14 protein-coding genes are annotated in these 18282 nt (G+C 47.2%); 9 read left to right on the top strand and 5 right to left on the bottom strand.

Annotation, left to right across the window (positions count from 1 at the left end; all coding sequences use genetic code 11):
- The first annotated feature begins 9 nt into the window (after positions 1–9).
- On the top strand, positions 10–2634 hold the full coding sequence (acnB, locus tag MARGE09_RS12295; protein WP_236982314.1) for a bifunctional aconitate hydratase 2/2-methylisocitrate dehydratase: 2625 nt from the start codon (positions 10–12) through the stop codon (positions 2632–2634).
- Positions 2635–2714: 80 nt separating this feature from the next.
- Here the strand turns inward: acnB and MARGE09_RS12290 are convergent, their stop codons facing one another.
- Positions 2715–3629, bottom strand: coding sequence for a hypothetical protein (locus tag MARGE09_RS12290; protein ID WP_236982313.1), 915 nt, complete (start codon positions 3627–3629; stop codon positions 2715–2717).
- A 610-nt stretch (positions 3630–4239) separates the two neighbouring features.
- Between MARGE09_RS12290 and MARGE09_RS12285 the strand changes: the two genes are divergently transcribed.
- From MARGE09_RS12285 to MARGE09_RS12270, 4 genes are all read left to right on the top strand, one after another.
- Positions 4240–5646, top strand: a complete 1407-nt coding sequence (locus MARGE09_RS12285; protein WP_420828068.1) for a CmpA/NrtA family ABC transporter substrate-binding protein — start codon at positions 4240–4242, stop codon at positions 5644–5646.
- Positions 5647–5762: 116 nt separating this feature from the next.
- A complete protein-coding gene (locus MARGE09_RS12280) occupies positions 5763–6776 on the top strand; it encodes an ABC transporter permease (protein WP_236987363.1) in 1014 nt (337 codons plus the stop codon).
- 39 nt (positions 6777–6815) lie between these two features.
- Positions 6816–8603, top strand: coding sequence for an ABC transporter ATP-binding protein (locus MARGE09_RS12275; RefSeq protein ID WP_236982312.1), 1788 nt, complete (start codon positions 6816–6818; stop codon positions 8601–8603).
- Between the two features lie 44 nt (positions 8604–8647).
- Positions 8648–9862 carry an alginate export family protein gene (locus MARGE09_RS12270; RefSeq protein WP_236982311.1) on the top strand — a complete coding sequence of 405 codons (1215 nt, stop codon included), beginning with the start codon at positions 8648–8650 and terminating at the stop codon, positions 9860–9862.
- A gap of 54 nt (positions 9863–9916) precedes the next feature.
- Here the strand turns inward: MARGE09_RS12270 and MARGE09_RS12265 are convergent, their stop codons facing one another.
- The gene (locus MARGE09_RS12265; RefSeq protein ID WP_236982310.1) at positions 9917–10504 is read right to left on the bottom strand and encodes a hypothetical protein; all 588 of its coding nucleotides are present in this window, start codon (positions 10502–10504) and stop codon (positions 9917–9919) included.
- Positions 10505–10935: 431 nt separating this feature from the next.
- Here MARGE09_RS12265 and MARGE09_RS12260 point away from each other — a divergent pair, with 431 nt between their 5' ends.
- Together MARGE09_RS12260 and MARGE09_RS12255 are read left to right on the top strand one after the other, a co-directional pair.
- Entirely contained in the window at positions 10936–12432 is a 1497-nt protein-coding gene (locus tag MARGE09_RS12260) for a Ppx/GppA phosphatase family protein (RefSeq protein ID WP_236982308.1), read from the top strand.
- Between the two features lie 23 nt (positions 12433–12455).
- Positions 12456–13169: a J domain-containing protein gene (locus MARGE09_RS12255; protein ID WP_236982306.1), complete on the top strand. Its 714-nt coding sequence runs from the start codon at positions 12456–12458 to the stop codon at positions 13167–13169.
- Positions 13170–13207: 38 nt separating this feature from the next.
- Here the strand turns inward: MARGE09_RS12255 and MARGE09_RS12250 are convergent, their stop codons facing one another.
- From MARGE09_RS12250 to MARGE09_RS12240, 3 genes are all read right to left on the bottom strand, one after another.
- On the bottom strand, positions 13208–14479 hold the full coding sequence (locus MARGE09_RS12250) for a DUF5666 domain-containing protein (RefSeq protein WP_236982304.1): 1272 nt from the start codon (positions 14477–14479) through the stop codon (positions 13208–13210).
- 10 nt (positions 14480–14489) lie between these two features.
- Positions 14490–15314, bottom strand: coding sequence for a DUF6502 family protein (locus MARGE09_RS12245; RefSeq protein ID WP_236982302.1), 825 nt, complete (start codon positions 15312–15314; stop codon positions 14490–14492).
- Positions 15315–15961: 647 nt separating this feature from the next.
- The gene (locus tag MARGE09_RS12240) at positions 15962–16984 is read right to left on the bottom strand and encodes a serine/threonine protein kinase (RefSeq protein ID WP_236982300.1); all 1023 of its coding nucleotides are present in this window, start codon (positions 16982–16984) and stop codon (positions 15962–15964) included.
- 274 nt (positions 16985–17258) lie between these two features.
- Here MARGE09_RS12240 and MARGE09_RS12235 point away from each other — a divergent pair, with 274 nt between their 5' ends.
- The gene (locus tag MARGE09_RS12235) at positions 17259–17447 is read left to right on the top strand and encodes a hypothetical protein (protein ID WP_236982298.1); all 189 of its coding nucleotides are present in this window, start codon (positions 17259–17261) and stop codon (positions 17445–17447) included.
- 270 nt (positions 17448–17717) lie between these two features.
- A complete protein-coding gene (locus MARGE09_RS12230) occupies positions 17718–18281 on the top strand; it encodes a ligand-binding sensor domain-containing protein (RefSeq protein WP_236982296.1) in 564 nt (187 codons plus the stop codon).
- The last annotated feature ends 1 nt before the right edge of the window (position 18282 follow it).

Here is an 18282-nt window from a genome sequence, read left to right as displayed (position 1 = left end):
GATTACTCCGTGTTAGAAGCTTACCGTGCACACGTTGCCGAGCGCGCTGCTCAAGGCATTCCCCCCAAGCCATTAACTCCCGAGCAAGTTGCAGACCTTGTTGAACTGCTTAAAAGTCCCCCCGCCGGTGAAGAAGGAACACTGGTAGAACTACTCAGCACCCGCGTTCCACCTGGGGTTGATGAAGCGGCTTATGTTAAAGCGGGCTTTTTGTCTGCGCTAATAAAGGGCGAAACCTCGTCGCCGCTCATCACAAAAGCGCAAGCCGTAGAGCTGCTCGGCAATATGCATGGCGGTTACAATATCGAAACATTGGTTAGCCTACTCGATTGCCCAGACCTTGCATCACTAGCGGCAAAAGAGCTCAAGCACACCTTATTGATGTTCGATGCCTTCCACGATGTAGAAGAAAAAGCCAAAGCCGGCAATGCTTTGGCCAAAGAAGTTATTCAAAGCTGGGCTGATGCCGAGTGGTTCACGAGCCGCGCCGAAGTGGCACAAAGCATTAAAGTGGCCGTGTTTAAAGTCACCGGTGAAACCAATACCGATGATTTGTCGCCAGCCCCAGATGCATGGAGCCGCCCAGACATCCCATTGCATGCGCTAGCCATGTATAAAATGCAGCGCGACGGCTTAACCCCCGACGAAGCTGGCATAACCGGCCCTATGGCGCAAGTTAAAGCCGTGCAAGATCAAGGCTTGCCTGTTGCCTTTGTTGGCGACGTTGTAGGTACTGGCTCTTCGCGCAAATCGGCGACCAACTCCGTTTTATGGTTCTTCGGTGACGACATGCCCGGCGTGCCCAACAAGCGCGGTGGCGGCATTTGTATTGGTGGTAAGGTCGCACCTATCTTTTACAACACGATGGAAGATGCTGGCGCCTTAGTTTTCGAAGCGCCTGTCGAGAAAATCGGCATGGGCGATGTCATTGAAATCCGCCCTTACGACGGCAAAATTCTGAGCGAAAGCGGCGACGTACTGAGCGAGTTTGAATTGAAGTCTGACGTACTATTAGACGAAGTGCGTGCAGGCGGCCGTATCAACCTTATTATTGGTCGCGGCTTAACGGCCAAAGCACGTGAATCGCTTGGCCTACCGACATCAACGCTTTTCCGTGTCCCGGCCGCGCCAGTAGATACCGGCAAAGGCTTTACCTTAGCGCAAAAAATGGTTGGCCGCGCTTGTGGTTTACCCGAAGGCCAAGGCATTCGCCCTGGCACATACTGCGAGCCCAAAATGACGACTGTGGGCTCGCAAGATACCACCGGCCCAATGACCCGCGACGAGCTTAAAGACCTCGCCTGTTTAGGCTTCTCTGCCGACCTGACGATGCAGTCGTTCTGCCACACTGCGGCATATCCAAAACCTGTTGATATCACTACGCAACACACCCTGCCCGATTTCATTATGACGCGCGGCGGCGTTTCTTTGCGCCCTGGCGACGGCATCATTCACAGCTGGCTTAACCGCATGTTACTGCCCGATACTGTCGGTACTGGCGGCGATTCACATACTCGCTTCCCAATGGGCATTTCCTTCCCGGCGGGTTCTGGCTTAGTGGCTTTTGCCGCGGCAACTGGCGTTATGCCACTCGATATGCCCGAATCGGTATTGGTTCGCTTTAAAGGAGATATGCAGCCAGGCATTACCTTGCGCGATTTAGTGCATGCAATCCCGTTATATGCCATTAAACAAGGCTTGCTCACCGTAGAGAAAAAAGGCAAAAAGAATATTTTCTCCGGCCGAATTCTTGAAATCGAAGGCCTAAAAGACTTAACCGTAGAACAAGCTTTCGAGCTTTCAGATGCCTCGGCCGAGCGATCTGCAGCAGGCTGTACGATTAAGCAATCCATCGAGAAAATTTCTGAATACTTGCGCTCGAATATCACACTATTGCGCTGGATGGTAAGCGAAGGTTATGGCGATGCTCGCACCCTTGAGCGTCGCGCCAGCAAAATGGAAGAATGGCTAGCCAACCCAGAACTACTCGAAGGCGATGCTGATGCCGAATATGCCGCCGTCATTGAAATCGACTTAGCTGAAGTAACCGAACCTGTCGTTTGCTGCCCCAACGATCCAGACGATGCTCGTTTATTATCTGAAGTCGCTGGCGATAAAGTTGACGAAGTATTTATTGGTTCGTGCATGACTAACATTGGTCACTTCCGCGCAGCAGGCAAATTATTTGAATCCACCAAAGGCACACTCAACTCACGCTTTTGGATTTCGCCGCCCACAAAAATGGATGCCCACACCTTAATGGAAGAAGGCTACTACAACATTTTTGGCGCAAAAGGCGCCCGCATGGAAATGCCGGGCTGCTCGTTATGCATGGGTAACCAAGCTCGCGTTGCCGATGGCGCAACCGTTCTATCAACATCAACGCGTAACTTCCCTAACCGCTTAGGTAATGGCGCCAACGTTTATCTCACCTCGGCAGAGCTTGCCTCCGTAGGTGGCATATTGGGTCGGCTACCAACCCCCGCGGAATACATGAAATATGCGAGTAAAATCAATAGCATGAGCGACGAGATCTTCAAGTACATGAACTTCGACCAGATCAAAAGCTTCCAAGATGGCGCCGAAGAAGGCAAGCGCATAGCCGCCACGGAAATTGTTGAGGTTCGCTCTTAACAGCTAGCTTTTAGTAAGTGAGCAGCAAAAAAGCCCGCACTCTGCGGGCTTTTACGTTTTGCGCTATCAAAATTTCACAATTACTCTGCCACCGGCTGCGAGCTACTCGCCTCCATTAACTGAAGACTTAAACTCTGGAACAGCGCATCGAACTGGGCATCTTCAAAGGCTTTAAGCTGCACAAGCTGAACTGGGCTTAGTACGGCCGCACCGTCACTGTAATAAGCGGCTTTAAAAGCACTTAGCGCGTCTTTAACCTTTTCAGCATCAGCGGCTTCGCCCAGCTGCGCCAGTTGTTGTTCAAACTTCTGCTGGTATTGCAGCTTTGATAATAACAGCTGTCCTTTTTGCTCGCCGGTAACTTGGTTTTCTGCCGTTAGGCTTTGGCTAAATTGTTCCAGCTGATACTGCTCGAAGCCAGAATCATTTAACAACTCATATTTGTGGTAAACCTGCTCACCTAAAAGCTCGCGCACCTCAGCGTCAATGTTGGCCAACAAACCTTGCTGCTCATCAATCACTGCTTGCAGCTCCTCTGGCTGCGTAAAATAGCCTTGCACCGGCGCATTAAGAACGCTTTCGCGCTCTATCATTAAACGGCTTAACTGAGCGGCATCTTGCTTCCCCAGCGTGATCGCCTGAAACAGAAATGCATACTTCTGCTGTATGTCTTGCTCTAGGCGCACAGAGATTAAGGACTCTATGCCTTTATCGTTGCTTTGCGCATAGGCCATATACGCACTGCAAATTTGCTGCAAGGTTTGATCCGCTAAAGGTAACGATGCTTGCGGGCAGCTTTGTGCTGACGATGCTTGTGCCCCTTGCTCGGCAACCCAAGCATCTAAACGCCCTTCTATATTGTGTAATTGCCTAGCCAACGCAGCACCTTTGTGATGTTCGCGAAACCACATAATTACAAGCACCAAAGCTGTTAGCGCAAAGAGCCCAGCCAACGAAGGCCAGAACCCAGCACGATATGCGCGCTGTTTATTCATTATCTGCCGTCCTAGCAACAATTAACGTAATACTCACGAACTACAACACTCCTTTACCCATTCAGCCTACCCAATTTAGAGCCCCCAACAAAGTCAAAGCCGCCCCTCTGACATGCGCCAGCTTAAGCCACAACACATTAATACGCACATAATAGCCTAGCAATGCCGCTGTCACCGCGACACAAACCACACACTTATGGTACAGAATGCCATTATCATGCGCCACAAAGTTGCACCCCCTCTAAACGCCTCAAATCAGCGCGAAGATATAGGCCGCGCACCAATACTGAAGCGAAAAGAAACCGTGACAGCACAAAAAATCAATTGCAACTCACCATAAAAGAACGTCAGCACCAAGACTGGCACCGCATTGGATCACACAATACTTCTCATGCAATCACCTCGTCGTGCCGTAACTCAATAAGTCACCCCGAATCAGTGCATCGAAAAAAACAGTACCGACAGAAAAAAACAACGAATAAAAAACACTAGCCCATTGATTCATATGACAAAAAAATATTTTTTATTTAAAAAAACCTATCTGGCAAGCTCCTTGCGATAGCGTAATTAAGTTTTTTTGATTTCGCACATATACCCACAGGAGATACCCATGCACAAAAAAACACCTTTTAACCGTGTACTTAAAGTCTTTGCCACTGGTGCACTTAGTGTAATAGCGAGCATGACAGTGACCAGCGCGTTTGCCGAGCTAGAGCTAGAAAAGGATGAATTAAAATTCGGTTTTATTAAATTAACCGATATGGCGCCACTAGCAATTGCCTACGAAAAAGGTTTTTTTGAAGACGAGGGGCTGTTTGTCACCTTAGAAGCACAAGCCAACTGGAAAGTTTTGCTCGACCGTACCATTGATGGCGAGCTCGACGGTGCACACATGCTCGCAGGTCAACCGTTAGGTGCAACCATTGGTTTTGGTACCCAAGCACATGTTGTGACAGCTTTTAGCATGGATCTCAACGGGAATGGCATCACCGTTTCCAATAGTGTGTGGAAAGAAATGAAAAAAAACATCCCACACAAAAATGGCAAGCCTGTTCATCCGATTAAAGCTGATGCATTAAAGCCGGTTATCGATGATTATAAAAAAAATGGCAAGCAATTTAAAATGGGCATGGTATTTCCTGTTTCAACTCATAATTATGAGCTGCGCTACTGGCTAGCGGCTGGCGGCATTAACCCAGGTTATTATGCTCCGCACCAAGGTGATAGCTCAGGCACTGTCGCTGCCGATGCCTTATTATCTGTAACCCCACCACCTCAAATGCCCGCCACCTTAGAGGCCGGTACTATCTTTGGCTATTGCGTAGGCGAACCTTGGAATCAACAAGCCGTATTTAAAGGCATTGGCGTCCCGGTTATTACCGATTACGAAATCTGGAAAAACAACCCAGAGAAAGTTTTTGGTGTATCGAACGAGTGGGCCGAGAAATATCCAAACACCCACCTAGCCGTTGTTAAAGCACTTATTCGCGCCGCGAAATGGCTAGACGAAAACAATAATGCAAACCGAGAAGAAGCGGTAAAAATATTATCTAAATCTGAGTATGTCGGTGCAGATTACGAAGTGATTGCAAACTCTATGACGGGCACCTTTGAATACGAAAAAGGTGATAAACGCGAAGTGCCAGACTTTAACGTATTCTTTCGCTATCACGCCAACTACCCCTTCTACTCTGATGCGATTTGGTACTTAACACAAATGCGTCGCTGGGGACAAATTAGCGAAACAAAACCTGACTCTTGGTACTTTGATATTGCTAAAAAAGTCTATAAGCCCGAAATTTACAAGCAAGCTGCTGAGCTTTTATTAAAAGAAGGGAAAATTGCTAAAAGCGATGTGCCTTGGGAAAGTGATGGTTTTAAAGCGCCACAAAACGAGTTTATTGATGGCATCACATACAATGGCAAGCAACCAAATGCTTACTTATCTAACTTCCCTATTGGCTTAAAAGAAAATGAAACAATAAAAGGCAGCGCGGTAGTATCCTCCAAAAAATAGATTCTTCGATACCCACGAGCACAAGGACGTGCCGCCCAACATTACTCCATCGCTTCACCTTAAAATAAGGGCCTAGGCCCACCATCCTCAATATAGATAGCAGGTCGTTTGTTATGATTAACAAAATCACAAACTTTTTTAACTTAGCAGGGCTTACTTGGTTTGTGCCGATTACCCGTATGGCTGCTGGCGAAAACCCAAAAGAACAACTCAAACAACTCTGGCTGGTTATGGGCATACCTATAGTTGCTTTTGCATTATTCTTGATGCTTTGGGGCCAACTAGCTAATAGCGTAGAAACAAGCCTAGGTAAAATACCAGGCCCGACAGCCGTGTATGAAGAAGCCAAAGGGCTTTGGGCTGAACACAAAGAAACACGAGAAAAAGAAGCAGCGTTCTACCAGCGCCAAGAAACGCGCAACGCCAAAAAATTGGAAAAAAATCCAGATGCCGAAGTAAAATGGCGCACATACACAGGAAAATCTACTTATATCGATCAAATTTACACCAGCTTGAAAACCGTTTTTATGGGTTTTTTAATTGCGACAATTATTGCAGTTCCACTGGGCATTTTTTGCGGCCTTAGCCCCATTGTTAGCTCTGCTTTTAACCCTATAATCCAAATATTCAAGCCGGTATCTCCCTTAGCTTGGCTCCCTATTGTTACCATGGTTGTTAGTGCAACCTACGTCACCAGCGACGAAGCTTGGTTTGAAAAGTCATTTTTAACATCGGCTATTACCGTAACGCTTTGCTCACTCTGGCCAACACTGATCAATACCGCTGTAGGCGTTTCTTCGATCGATAAGGACTTAATGAACGTTGGTAAAGTTCTTAAGCTTGGCTGGTGGACAAAAATAACTAAGCTTGTTCTCCCCTCTTCTTTACCTCTTATTTTTACCGGCTTACGTTTATCACTCGGTGTTGGTTGGATGGTATTAATCGCCGCCGAAATGCTTGCACAAAACCCAGGGCTTGGTAAGTTTGTATGGGACGAATTTCAAAATGGTAGTTCGCACTCACTTGGCAGAATTATGGTTGCAGTTTTAACAATTGGCATTATCGGTTTCTTATTGGATCGCGTGATGTCTACGTTGCAAACGCTATTTACCTTTGACGTGAACCGTTAATTCTTTTTAAACCATTCAGTATCAAGCGAGAATTGTCTTATGCCGACTTCCTCAACTCCTATACTCGACATTAAAAATGTCAGTAAATCCTACGGCTCCGGTAATAATATCACGCAAGTACTTGACGATATTAATCTCACAATGCGTGACGGTGAGTTTGTTGCCATAGTGGGTTTCTCCGGTAGCGGAAAAACCACATTAATCTCTGCCATTGCAGGCTTAATAAAACCAGACAGCGGTACTTTATTATTTAAAGGGGAATCCATCGACGGGCCAGGCCCAGAAAGAGGTTTAGTTTTTCAAAGCTATTCATTAATGCCCTGGCTTACTGTCTACTCCAACATTCAACTTGCGGTAGATCAAGTATTTGGCAGTTGGTCCAAAGCAAAGCGCCATGAACATATTATGTATTACATTGACATGGTAGGCTTATCTCACGCTGTTGACCGAAGGCCTGCGGAGCTTTCCGGCGGCATGCGCCAACGCGTGTCGGTTGCTCGTGCACTCGCCATGAAGCCAGAGCTTATTTTACTTGACGAGCCGCTATCGGCATTAGACGCATTAACACGCGCCAAGTTACAAGACGAGATTGAAGATATCTCTCAAAAAGAAAAGAAAACAATTATTTTAATTACTAACGACGTGGACGAAGCCATTTTGTTAGCTGATCGCATTATTCCATTGACTCCAGGCCCTTGCGCCACCTTCGGCCCCGAGTTCAATGTAAATATTCCTAGACCTCGCGATAGAACAGCAATGAATCACGACGAGGAATTCAAAACTCTACGTAAAGATATCACCCAATATTTAATGAAAGTCGGCATGGAAAAATCTGCCGCTGACGACAAGAAGGAATTGCCAGCAATTCGTCCGAATACTGCCAATCCAGAACTACCCAATGCCTTGGCAGAGAAGGCAGCCAAAGCGCATAACCCAGCGCTAGATAAGTATGTCGAATTCTCGCAAGTTACTAAAATTTACCCTACTCCTAAAGGCCCTTTAACGGTTGTTGATGAATTTGATTTAAAGATGAAAAAAGGCGAATTTATTTCCATTATTGGACACTCGGGCTGTGGGAAATCTACCGTTTTATCCATGGTTGCAGGTTTAAATAGTATTAGTGGCGGCGGCATTATTTTAGATGGCAAAGAAGTCACCGATGCAGGGCCCGACAGAGGCGTTGTATTCCAAGCCCCAAGTTTGTTCCCTTGGTTAAGCGCCAAGCAAAATGTTGCACTAGGAGTAGAAAAAGTTTACCCGCATGGCACCAAAAAAGAGCGCAACGAAATTATCGAATACTATTTATCGCGCGTAGGCCTTGCTGATTCAATGCATAAAAAGGCTTCTGAGCTATCTAACGGCATGAAACAGCGTGTTGGCATAGCTCGTGCTTTTGCCCTTTCGCCTAAGTTGCTATTGCTGGACGAACCCTTCGGCATGCTAGATTCTTTAACCCGCTGGGAATTACAAGAAGTATTAATGGAAGTCTGGACACGAACACAAGTTACCGCCGTGTGCGTCACCCACGATGTAGACGAAGCTATTTTATTAGCCGACCGCGTCATCATGATGACAAATGGACCGAACGCCAAAGTCGGAAAAATTATGGAAGTAAATTTACCTAGGCCGCGTACGCGTAAACAATTGTTGGAGCACCCTGATTACTACGCTTACCGTGAAGAGCTATTAAGCTTTTTGGAGGACTGTGAAAAAGAGCATCACACCGCTCCTACTGAGCCCAACAATGCTCAACCGTCAACACAGAAAAATACTCAACAAATACAAACACCGCAAGCTGATAAACAAAAAACAGCTGCTATTGCTTAATTAAAAACTTAAAGATTACTCTTTTGACCATTTGGAGTCGTACCATGAAAAAAATTCACGCGTTAACATTAGCTTCAGCCATCAGCGCAGCATACGCTAGCCCCACTATTGCCGAAGAAGCAAGCTCGATAACCGAGGCCTTAAAAGGCGGCGATGTTACTCTAAGCCTGCGCATGCGCTATGAAGATGTGACAGTTGCAAACCCCGTTGCTGGCGAAAAAGACGGTACAGCCGATTTACTCTCTTTAAAAACCCGCCTAACTTACGTATCGCAAGATTTCAAAGGCTTTGGTTTAGGGCTAGAAATGGATGATGTCACTCACCTACAAGACTATGAACCCGAAGGTGCAGGTATCGGTGATCCAGAAGGCACAGAAGTTAACCAATACTACCTTTCCTTTAAAGCCGCTAAAACAACCGCTAAAATGGGTCGCAATAGAATATTGTTAGACAACCAGCGTTTTGTGGGCGGCGTAGGCTTTCGTCAAAACGAACAAACCTATGATTCGTTTACCATCCAAAGCAAAGATGTAGAAAACCTAACGCTATTTGGATCTTATATCACAGCGGTTAAGCGCATTTTTGGAGAACAAAGTGCAGCAGGCGTTCACGACACCCAAACTGTGTTATTAAATGCTAAATATGCGTTTAACGATGCAATTAACTTGACGGGTTATTATTACGATATTGATAATTACTCTAAAGCTGATTTTTCAACATCAACCATGGGTATTCGCGCAACAGGTAAAGCTGGAGGCTTTGGCTATGAAGCAGAGGTTGCAACTCAATCCGAATCAGGCGATAACCCAGCTGAATACTCAGCGGGCTACTTCTCGGCCAATCTATCTTATGCCTTTAAGCCAGTCACAATAAGCGGCGGCTATGAAAGCTTAGGTACAGATGAAGACAAAGGTCGATTTATTACCCCCTTAGCCACATTACATAAATTCCAAGGTTGGACCGATGTTTTCCTTGGCGGCGGTTCAGGTAACGTCGAAGGCGGCATCAACGATATATATTTTAAAGTTGCCGGCAAAGCAGGTCCCGTAAAACTCGCGGCAATTTACCATCAATTTGATGTTAACGATTCAGATCAAACGGGCTTTGATAGCTTTGGTAGTGAAATCGGGTTTGTCGTTTCTGGCAAAGTAAAAGGTGTAGGTTTATCACTAAAATATGCTGATTTCTCAGCGGATGAAAAAGCAGAAAACTACAAAGATACCCAAAAACTTTGGTTAACCGCGGCAGCGAGCTTTTAAGTTAGCCGCCAGCAATACATTTTGAGGACTTGGGGAGCCTAGGCTCCCCCTTTTTTAACCGCTCACTTTCTTAATTAAATTTTCCCAATGTAATAAAGCCACTTTACGAGGAGCTTCTAGCTCTGCATTAACTAGCGTTTGCAATGCCCCGCTGGGCTCAAGCACAACCGTATAATTTTTTTGGCTAATGCCACCCCACGAATAAAGCTGTAAGGCAACCACCTCCGGTTGCAAGCTATAACCTTGCGAATCAAACCCCAACGGCTCACTACTGTCGATGCGCCCACCTTGGTCTAACGCTACGTATTCCGAATGAAAACTGTAAAACTTCAGCGGTAAACGATCGCCATTGGCCAGCACTTTTACACTAAGCCAACCCGCCACACCATCTTCGTCACCTATCGCTTTTTCAGAAAGACAACGGTACGCATTATTGGCCTGGCATAGCTCTACGCGCACTTGATGTTCCCATGCGTAATTTCGCGAATCGACCAAACCTGTCAACAAGGCTTGATGAGCCTCCTCAACCCAAAACTGATCCAAGTGCCGGCTTAAATGTTGCGGGCCTAAAATACCTGCTGCGGCAAAACAGCCCGTAAATAACGCCACCTTTAAAAACCGTGATACCGACTGAGCATTCATAACCTAATACCTCTACAGTTTACCCATCATGCTGCAACGAACCGAACCTTGGCTCTATTAAAGGTATGTTACGAAACGGTATAGCACTAGCATCAAGCTATAGGAGGGTAGCAACCGCGATAAATGGCGTAAGGGTGCCAGCTCGATATAATGACTTATTCTAAATATTGCAGGCTTAGTCCCGCAAAGCAGACTTAAGTCCGCTACGATCTAAAAAACATGGATTACCTATGCAAATGAACGCTACAAATAGCCAGCCTACCGCTTATCGTGCTAGCAGCTCAATTATCACCTCTAACAACCGCTAGTCCCGCTTAAACGCCTAGCATCCTTACAACGAGGCTGGCAATCGCGCTTTAGCTTGGCATAATGCAAAGGATGCGACTAACCAAGCTTTCGTTTACTGACTCAGGAATAAAAAGAAACCACCCATGAATACTGCGCCCCATATTGATAATTCGTATTTTGCTGCCGTTGACTTAGGCTCGAATAGCTTTCACTTGCTAGTGGCGCGATTTGATAATGGCTTTCTCGAGAAGGTCGACCGTGAAAAAGACATGGTGCAATTGGCCCAAGGACTACAAGAGGATGGCAATCTAAGTCAGGATGCACGCGAACGCGCCCTTGCCTGCCTTAGTCGCTTTAGCGAACGCTTACGGGATATCCCCGCAGCTCAAGTGCGCGTAGTAGGCACCAAAACACTGCGCGATGCCGATGCGGCAGGTGACTTCCTAATGCAAGCCGAAGAAGCACTGGGCCACCCTATTGCGATTATTTCGGGCTATGAAGAAGCCCGTCTTGTTTACTCGGGGCTTAGCCATAGCGTTATTAACGATAACAACCTGCGCTTGGTCATCGATATTGGTGGCGCCAGCACGGAATTTATTATTGGCTGCGATCACTCACCTGAACTGCTCGAAAGTTTAGATTTTGGCTGCGTTGCTATTACGCGGGAATTTTTAAGCGACGGCATTACACGCAAAAACCTGCATACCGCCTATATTGCTATTTGCGAGCGCATTGAATACATCCGCGCGGCCTACATTCAACATGGTTGGTCTATGGTATACGGTACATCTGGCACCATGCGAGCCATAGCTGAACTCACTCAACCGCAAGATGGCGGCGCAGTGATTAACAGCAGCAGCCTTAACCAACTGATTACCGACATGGAAAACGACGGCGGCATCAGCAAGGGGGATTTTTCTAAACAACGCCGCGCTGTACTTCCTGCAGGCATAATCATTTTAAAGGCCATTTTTGACGAACTACACATAGAAACTTTGCATGTCGCCGACGCCACTTTAAAAGAAGGCTTAATTTTTGATACTGTTGGCCGCCTCGGTGAAGACGACATACGCAACCGCGCAATCGATAAGCTGCAACAGCAATACCGGGTAGATACACAACACGCCACACGCGTTAGCCATTTAGCCTTGCATTTGTGGCGTCAAATCGATGGCCCAGTATTACCTGGCGCCTCGCGCACCAAGCTATTGAGCTGGGCGGCCGAGCTGCACGAAATCGGGCTAGGTATTTCTCATTCCGGCTACCACCACCACGGCCATTACGTCCTACAATTTAGCGACATTGCCGGCTTTGGCCGCTACGAACAACACCTACTTGCAGAACTTGTTGGCTGCCACCGAAAAAAAATTATTGGCAAACTAGATAAACAAGATCCACGCGTCTTCAATGCCATGATGCCACTACTGACTTGTTTACGTATCGCGATTATTCTGCATCGCGGCCGCGATGGCATAGATAGCACAGTGGATATCGAACTGGACAACAATCTGATTAAACTCACGTTTAGCCCAAGCTGGCTAGACGAACAACCGCTGACAAAAGCAGGTTTGACTCAAGAAGCCCGTTATTTAAACGCTGTTGGGTTTAACCTACAATTTGGCCCAATGACAGCGCCATAAACTGACTAGACATACAAATTTCCATGATAATAAAACTACTGTTTGGCTTAGCCATTATTTTCACGCTTTTTACGCTGATCCATAAATACAAAAAGGCGGCACCAGCCGAGCGCCGCAGCTGGGCGATTAAAATCGTCATCGCCATAGTGGTTATAGCCATTATTATTGGCAGCATGACAGGCCGAGTGCCCATAGTGGCAGGTTTGCTGGCAGCAGGCGCTACCCTGGCAAAATTCGGCCTGCGCTGGGGCTTGCCCATGGCCAAAATGTGGCTAGCTAAGAATAATGGCAACGCGACATTTCGCAGCCAATATTTGATTATGTCGGTGAATGTCAGCAGCGGACAAATGACAGGCAAAGTCATCAAAGGGGAGTTCGCCGAGCAAATGCTGGGTAACTTAAGCGACTCACAACTGCAAACACTGCAAGATTTTTTTAGCCTTAACGACAAAAAATCTTATTATTTACTCGCCGCTTATATCCGCAGCAAAGGCTTTGCTGGAGCCGCAGGCAACGACAATGACAGGCAACGCGAAAACACCCAAATGCCTTCAAACAATGGAGTTTCTGTTGATGAAGCTCTAGAAATTCTCGGCTTTAAAACGATGCCAACCAAAAAAGAAATTATTGATGCTCACCGCCGCCTTATGAGCAAACTGCACCCCGACAAAGGCGGCAGCGATTATTTAGCTGCGCGCGTTAACCAAGCCCGCGAGGTATTAATTAACGCGCTGTGACACTTGCGAATTACCGCAAGCTTTGTGCGCTCTACTTTTTAATTGGCGCCTGGGCCTGGGCCAAATGGCTCCATTCGCTCAAATTCAACAACCCGCGCGACCCAGTCACCACTACCAGGTAACCCTGCTGCCACAATATGGACTTGATCACCAAGACGTAAGTCGCCATACCAAGCACCACGAAAACCAAACTCTGGCCCGCGCCCCACAAATATGGTGTAGGCATTCACAATAAAGGTTTCGCCGCCAGCGCTGACAGTCCCCCAATAGAACGGATCATAACCGATCTCCCCTGGCGCAACGCCCACTGGGTCGATATCTTCTACAAGCCCGTCAACAGTAATAAAGTTACTATCGCGAAAGCGAATCACATTAGCCTGTAACTGCCCTTGTGCATCCACATCGCCTTCTACAACAACAACTGCGCCTTCCAGCAAATCAAAAGCGCTGCCGTCACGGTATTGGGTATCGACCAGCAATTTAACGCGCTGGCCATTAATATCAAAACCCGTCTGGCTGACATTCTCAATCAAACCTTCTAACCGTGACGCTGTACCCTCAGTCAGAGGTTGCCTATCTTGGCGCTCCCGAATGCTTTGGGCAATAAAGGAACCTGTTTGCGCACTCAGCGTCCCTACCACCGAAACCCACTGGCTGTCGGGTAAACTGAAGTTTAAAGTTGCTTGAGAGTAATCAACCTCATTGCCTGATAGCATGAACGTTTGCGCGCTAGTATCTAGGCTGGCAATGCGCCCAGAAATCAAATCGGTGTTGCTATCGCCCTTGTTAATACGCGTAGCATAAATATTGCCCGAGCCAGCACTGGCACCGCGAACCTCCACGGTATCACCAACACTAATATCCGAGATATTGCTAACGGCAAAATTTGCGTCAAATACCGTATCGCCTGAAATGCGAACCCGCTGATTCACAACATCAATAGTGCCATCAGCGTAATTAATGCCAGAAACTTTACCCAAAACCGCCGATTCAGCATAAATAACACTAACATCAAGCTCATCATCGTTCTCATTGGCAAAAAGCGTAATAAAATCGCCAATACTCAATGCCTCTTCAGAGCTTAGCTCACCATTAATGTAAACCTCTGCACTGTCTGTTTCGTAGTGCACGCCATTAACAATAACGCTGCCAAAACCCGTAATGGCTCCACTGACCGCCACATCAGGTACCGGCGCCCCGCTACCATCAATAATGCTAGCTACTTCATCGTCATCTTTCTCACTGCCGCAAGCGGCTAAAAAAATACACGCGGCATACATCATTACGCGCGAAAACTTAATCCACTGCATTGCCAACCTCTTAATTTTTACGCTCAATACCGTAAACACCCACACCCAAACGTACCGTCTTTGACGTGTCCTCGGTCTCGATTTGATGATCGTTAATCCAAACGGCAACGCGCTCCAAAAACGCCTGCCCTTCGATATTTAAAAACGCTTTAAATGCTTCACTATCTTTAACGTTAATATCATTACTGCTTGCACGCCGCTCAAAACGAGGCGTTTCTTTCTTTTTATTTGGGGCAACATATAAATTGTGCAGTAGCGTATTAGAAAGCTCATTAATCACCGTGCCAGCACGCAGTAACGCTTCAGGGTTAGACCCTGGCGGTGAATAATAGGGTTTTAATACACGCAGAATATCGTTATCTAACACTTTGATGTTGCCTGCTGCCAGCAACTCTTTCAGCACCGCTTTAAAAGGTAAACCGCCGCCGTGGCGACGCACTAATTCTTTAAACGAAATCTCGCCGTCTTCAGTTGGTAATTGGCTTGGGTGGCCGTGCTTATCCAAAAAGTCAGCATCTTCATACCAACCACGCACGACACGAGACATCCGATCTTGTGACTCTCTGACTTGGCCAACTGGCGATTCGCACGCCAGCAAATCTTTGATGCGGCCGACTTCACGGCGATCTATGCCTGTCATGGCGGAAATGCGTGAACTGTTGGTCGGGCGGCCGCGCACGCCAAAGTCCCGCTGGGCGACGGACACAAAGGTATTTTTAGAGAAGGTCGCAAACTCTTGATATGTCACACCGTTACGCAAAAGCATCGCAACAATGGGCTCGAGTAAGTTATCCAATGCGGCTTCTATTAGTGCCTTGTCATCATCCTGCGCCATAGCTCTCACAACTGCTGTTTATCAAGGGCGCTACCTTAAACGAGAGCCACTCTAAGACCAAGCCCTCAATGAATGGCAGTGCAATACATCGTGAGGTAGTCCGCAGCAAACACATGCCGCCTTTCACAACGGACATAAACCCTCACGCTTAAAGCCTTACCTTGCGCTAACACCTCACTTGGCGGACTATCACAAACCCTAAAGGGGCCATATTTTGCCGCATATGCACATTAAGGTGTCAATATAGGTAATCTAACAGTATTCTAACCGCTTTACCGCAAGCGATGACTGCCAGACGGTCAAGCTGAGATCGCCTTCTCACTTATGGGCATCTCTAAAAATGCACTTTTTCCGCGATAGCGGCGTCAGCTCCGTCCTCGAGTCCTCATTTACACCACGTAAACTGCGGCTCTCGGCTTTGGCTTCCTGCGTCGCCCTACCTCCTGAATCCATTCAGTCGTCCGGGCGGTGCTTCCTTGCTCTCACACAAAAATTACTATTTTTAGAGGTGCCCTCATGTAAAACAGCGCAGGACAATATCTCAAAAACAAAACATTACCACATATGGCAAAAAATGGCGCATACTCAGCCTACTTGTTGTGCATATGTTTGAGAGAGTCCCGCACGAACTACACCAAAGACGAGCCTTAGAAATCCGGCATTAACTTCAGCGACGGTTGCTCTAGGGCAAACAGCTGCTCGCGTAACTCATTGATGTGCTGTGCCCAATAACGCTCAGTGTTAAACCACGGAAAGTGCATAGGAAATGCCGGGTCGTTCCAACGCCTCGCAAGCCAGGCGACATAATGCATAAGCCGCAAAGACCGCAAGCTTTCAATCAGCCCGAGCTCCTTGGGTTGAAAATCACAAAACATTTCATAACCTTCAACCAAGTTCGCCAACTGAATATGCTGCCGCTCCGGCTCGCCCGATAGCAGCATCCACAAATCCTGAACCGCCGGCCCATTGCGGGCATCATCCAAATCAACAAAATTGGGTTTGTCATCGCGCCATAATATATTGCCGGGATGGCAATCACCGTGTAAACGAATTGGCGTGTAATCAATAAGGTCAAATCGCGCCGTGACCTTTTCTAACAACTGGTCCGTAATGGTAGTGTACGCCTCCAGCAAACTGGCCGGAATGTAGTTATTCGCAAGCAAAAACTCGCGGCTTTTCGAACCAAAACTTTCCACTGTTAAGGACGGTCGATGCTCAAAAGGTGTTGCCTGCCCTGCCGCATGAATACGCCCCATGTATTGCCCTAAAGAATACAAGGTATCCTCGCAATCCAACTCTGGCGCGCGGCCACCTCGGCGCTCGAACAGCGCTATACGGTACCCCTTATAATTCAATAACGTATTGCCCTCGTGCAGCATCGGCGGCACAACGGGAATCTCTAGGTCCTGTAGTTCAAAACTGAACGCATGCTCCTCTAAAATCTGCTTGTCGGTCCAACGTTCTGGGCGGTAAAACTTAGCAATTAGCGGTTGACTGTCTTCGATCCCCACTTGGTAGACACGGTTTTCATAACTGTTTAGCGTATAAATTCGTGCATCACTGACAAAACCCATGGACTCAACAGCATCCAAGACAAAATCAGGTGTAAGGTTCGAAAAGGGAGTTTCTGCTTGCGAAACCTCTTTAGGCGATGCTTCAGTAACGTTCATGGTGCAATATCCAAACAACAGTAAAGCCGCAGTATACAGAAGCCCTAGAGGTATCCGTCACACGCCCGGTAAAATAAACCGACTGCAATGCAATGGCATAAAAAACAACGCAACTGAACAAAACGGTATTTGTTGATTTATGCGCCAAGCACTATCTTGGTATTAGGCCATATCGCCTTAACGGCACGTAACCGCCGCGCAATCAAAGGGCTCTGACCAGAAAATTGCGCACATGCGCTACGTCCCTGTAACAGCTTAGCTGTGAGGTAACCCTATGAACCAATTTTGGCACCTACATTATTCAATTGAACAACCGCTACACTTTGTCGTTGTTGCTTTAATCACCCTGTTCTTGGCATTCGGCCTACTTTTTACTACAGCTGTGCTCAGCGAAAAGTCAGACGCCGGCGTAAAGCATGCTCAGCACACACTATTGAGCACAAGCGAGCCGCGAAAAGCTTAAAAATGGGTAACTATTCAGACATCTGCAAAATTGAGGGCTAATTGTGCAGATGGCTGAATAGCTACAAAACATGAATAAACGGCGGGTAAACCCCCATATTCCGCAAACTACTGGATATTCACTACACTTAAAGGAGTTAACGCACGAGAGAACAGAATGACTGGGGGCCGGCATGCATGCATACGGAAAACAGGCGGCCGCGCATCCGTGCAGCGCCGTTTTTTCGCATGCCTACATCACAAGCAAAGCCAGCTAACAGTGGCTTTAACTATGATATTGCTCAGCTTAACAACTTTAAGCTGGGCCGCAGAGACTCCCCCCCACCCCAAGCAAGCCTCCGCACTTGAAATTAGCGCAACGCAAACCCGAGCCAGCACGCATTTTAAGCGCCTGCTTCACAACCCTGAAACCAATAACGCGGTACAAACCATACTAACAATGCGCCAAGATCATCATGGTTTTATGTGGTTTGGCGGTGAATATGGTTTAGCCCGCTACGATGGTCACGAACTTCGCCGCTACCTCTACGATGCAAACAACCCACAAGCACTACCCAGCAATGCCGTCTGGTCTCTAGCTATCGACAAGGATCACACCTTATGGCTAGGAACCAATGAAGGCCTAAGCCGCTATAACCCCAATACTGATAGTTTTATTAATTACCGCTCAGATCCGCGCTTTAAACACAGCTTACTGGCCCAACCGATACGCGCGCTGAGTGTTGATGGCGATAACCGCTTAATGATTGGAGGCGAATCCGGTTTCGCTATACTCGAAGCGGACCGTACAGCACTTAGCCCCCTGCCCGCCGCAGTGAAAAAAACAGGTCGATAGT

It is taken from the genome of Marinagarivorans cellulosilyticus (genome assembly GCF_021655555.1).
Taxonomy (GTDB): domain Bacteria; phylum Pseudomonadota; class Gammaproteobacteria; order Pseudomonadales; family Cellvibrionaceae; genus Marinagarivorans; species Marinagarivorans cellulosilyticus.
Note: the sequence above shows the minus strand (reverse complement) of the source record. Positions and strands in the feature narration are given on the sequence as shown.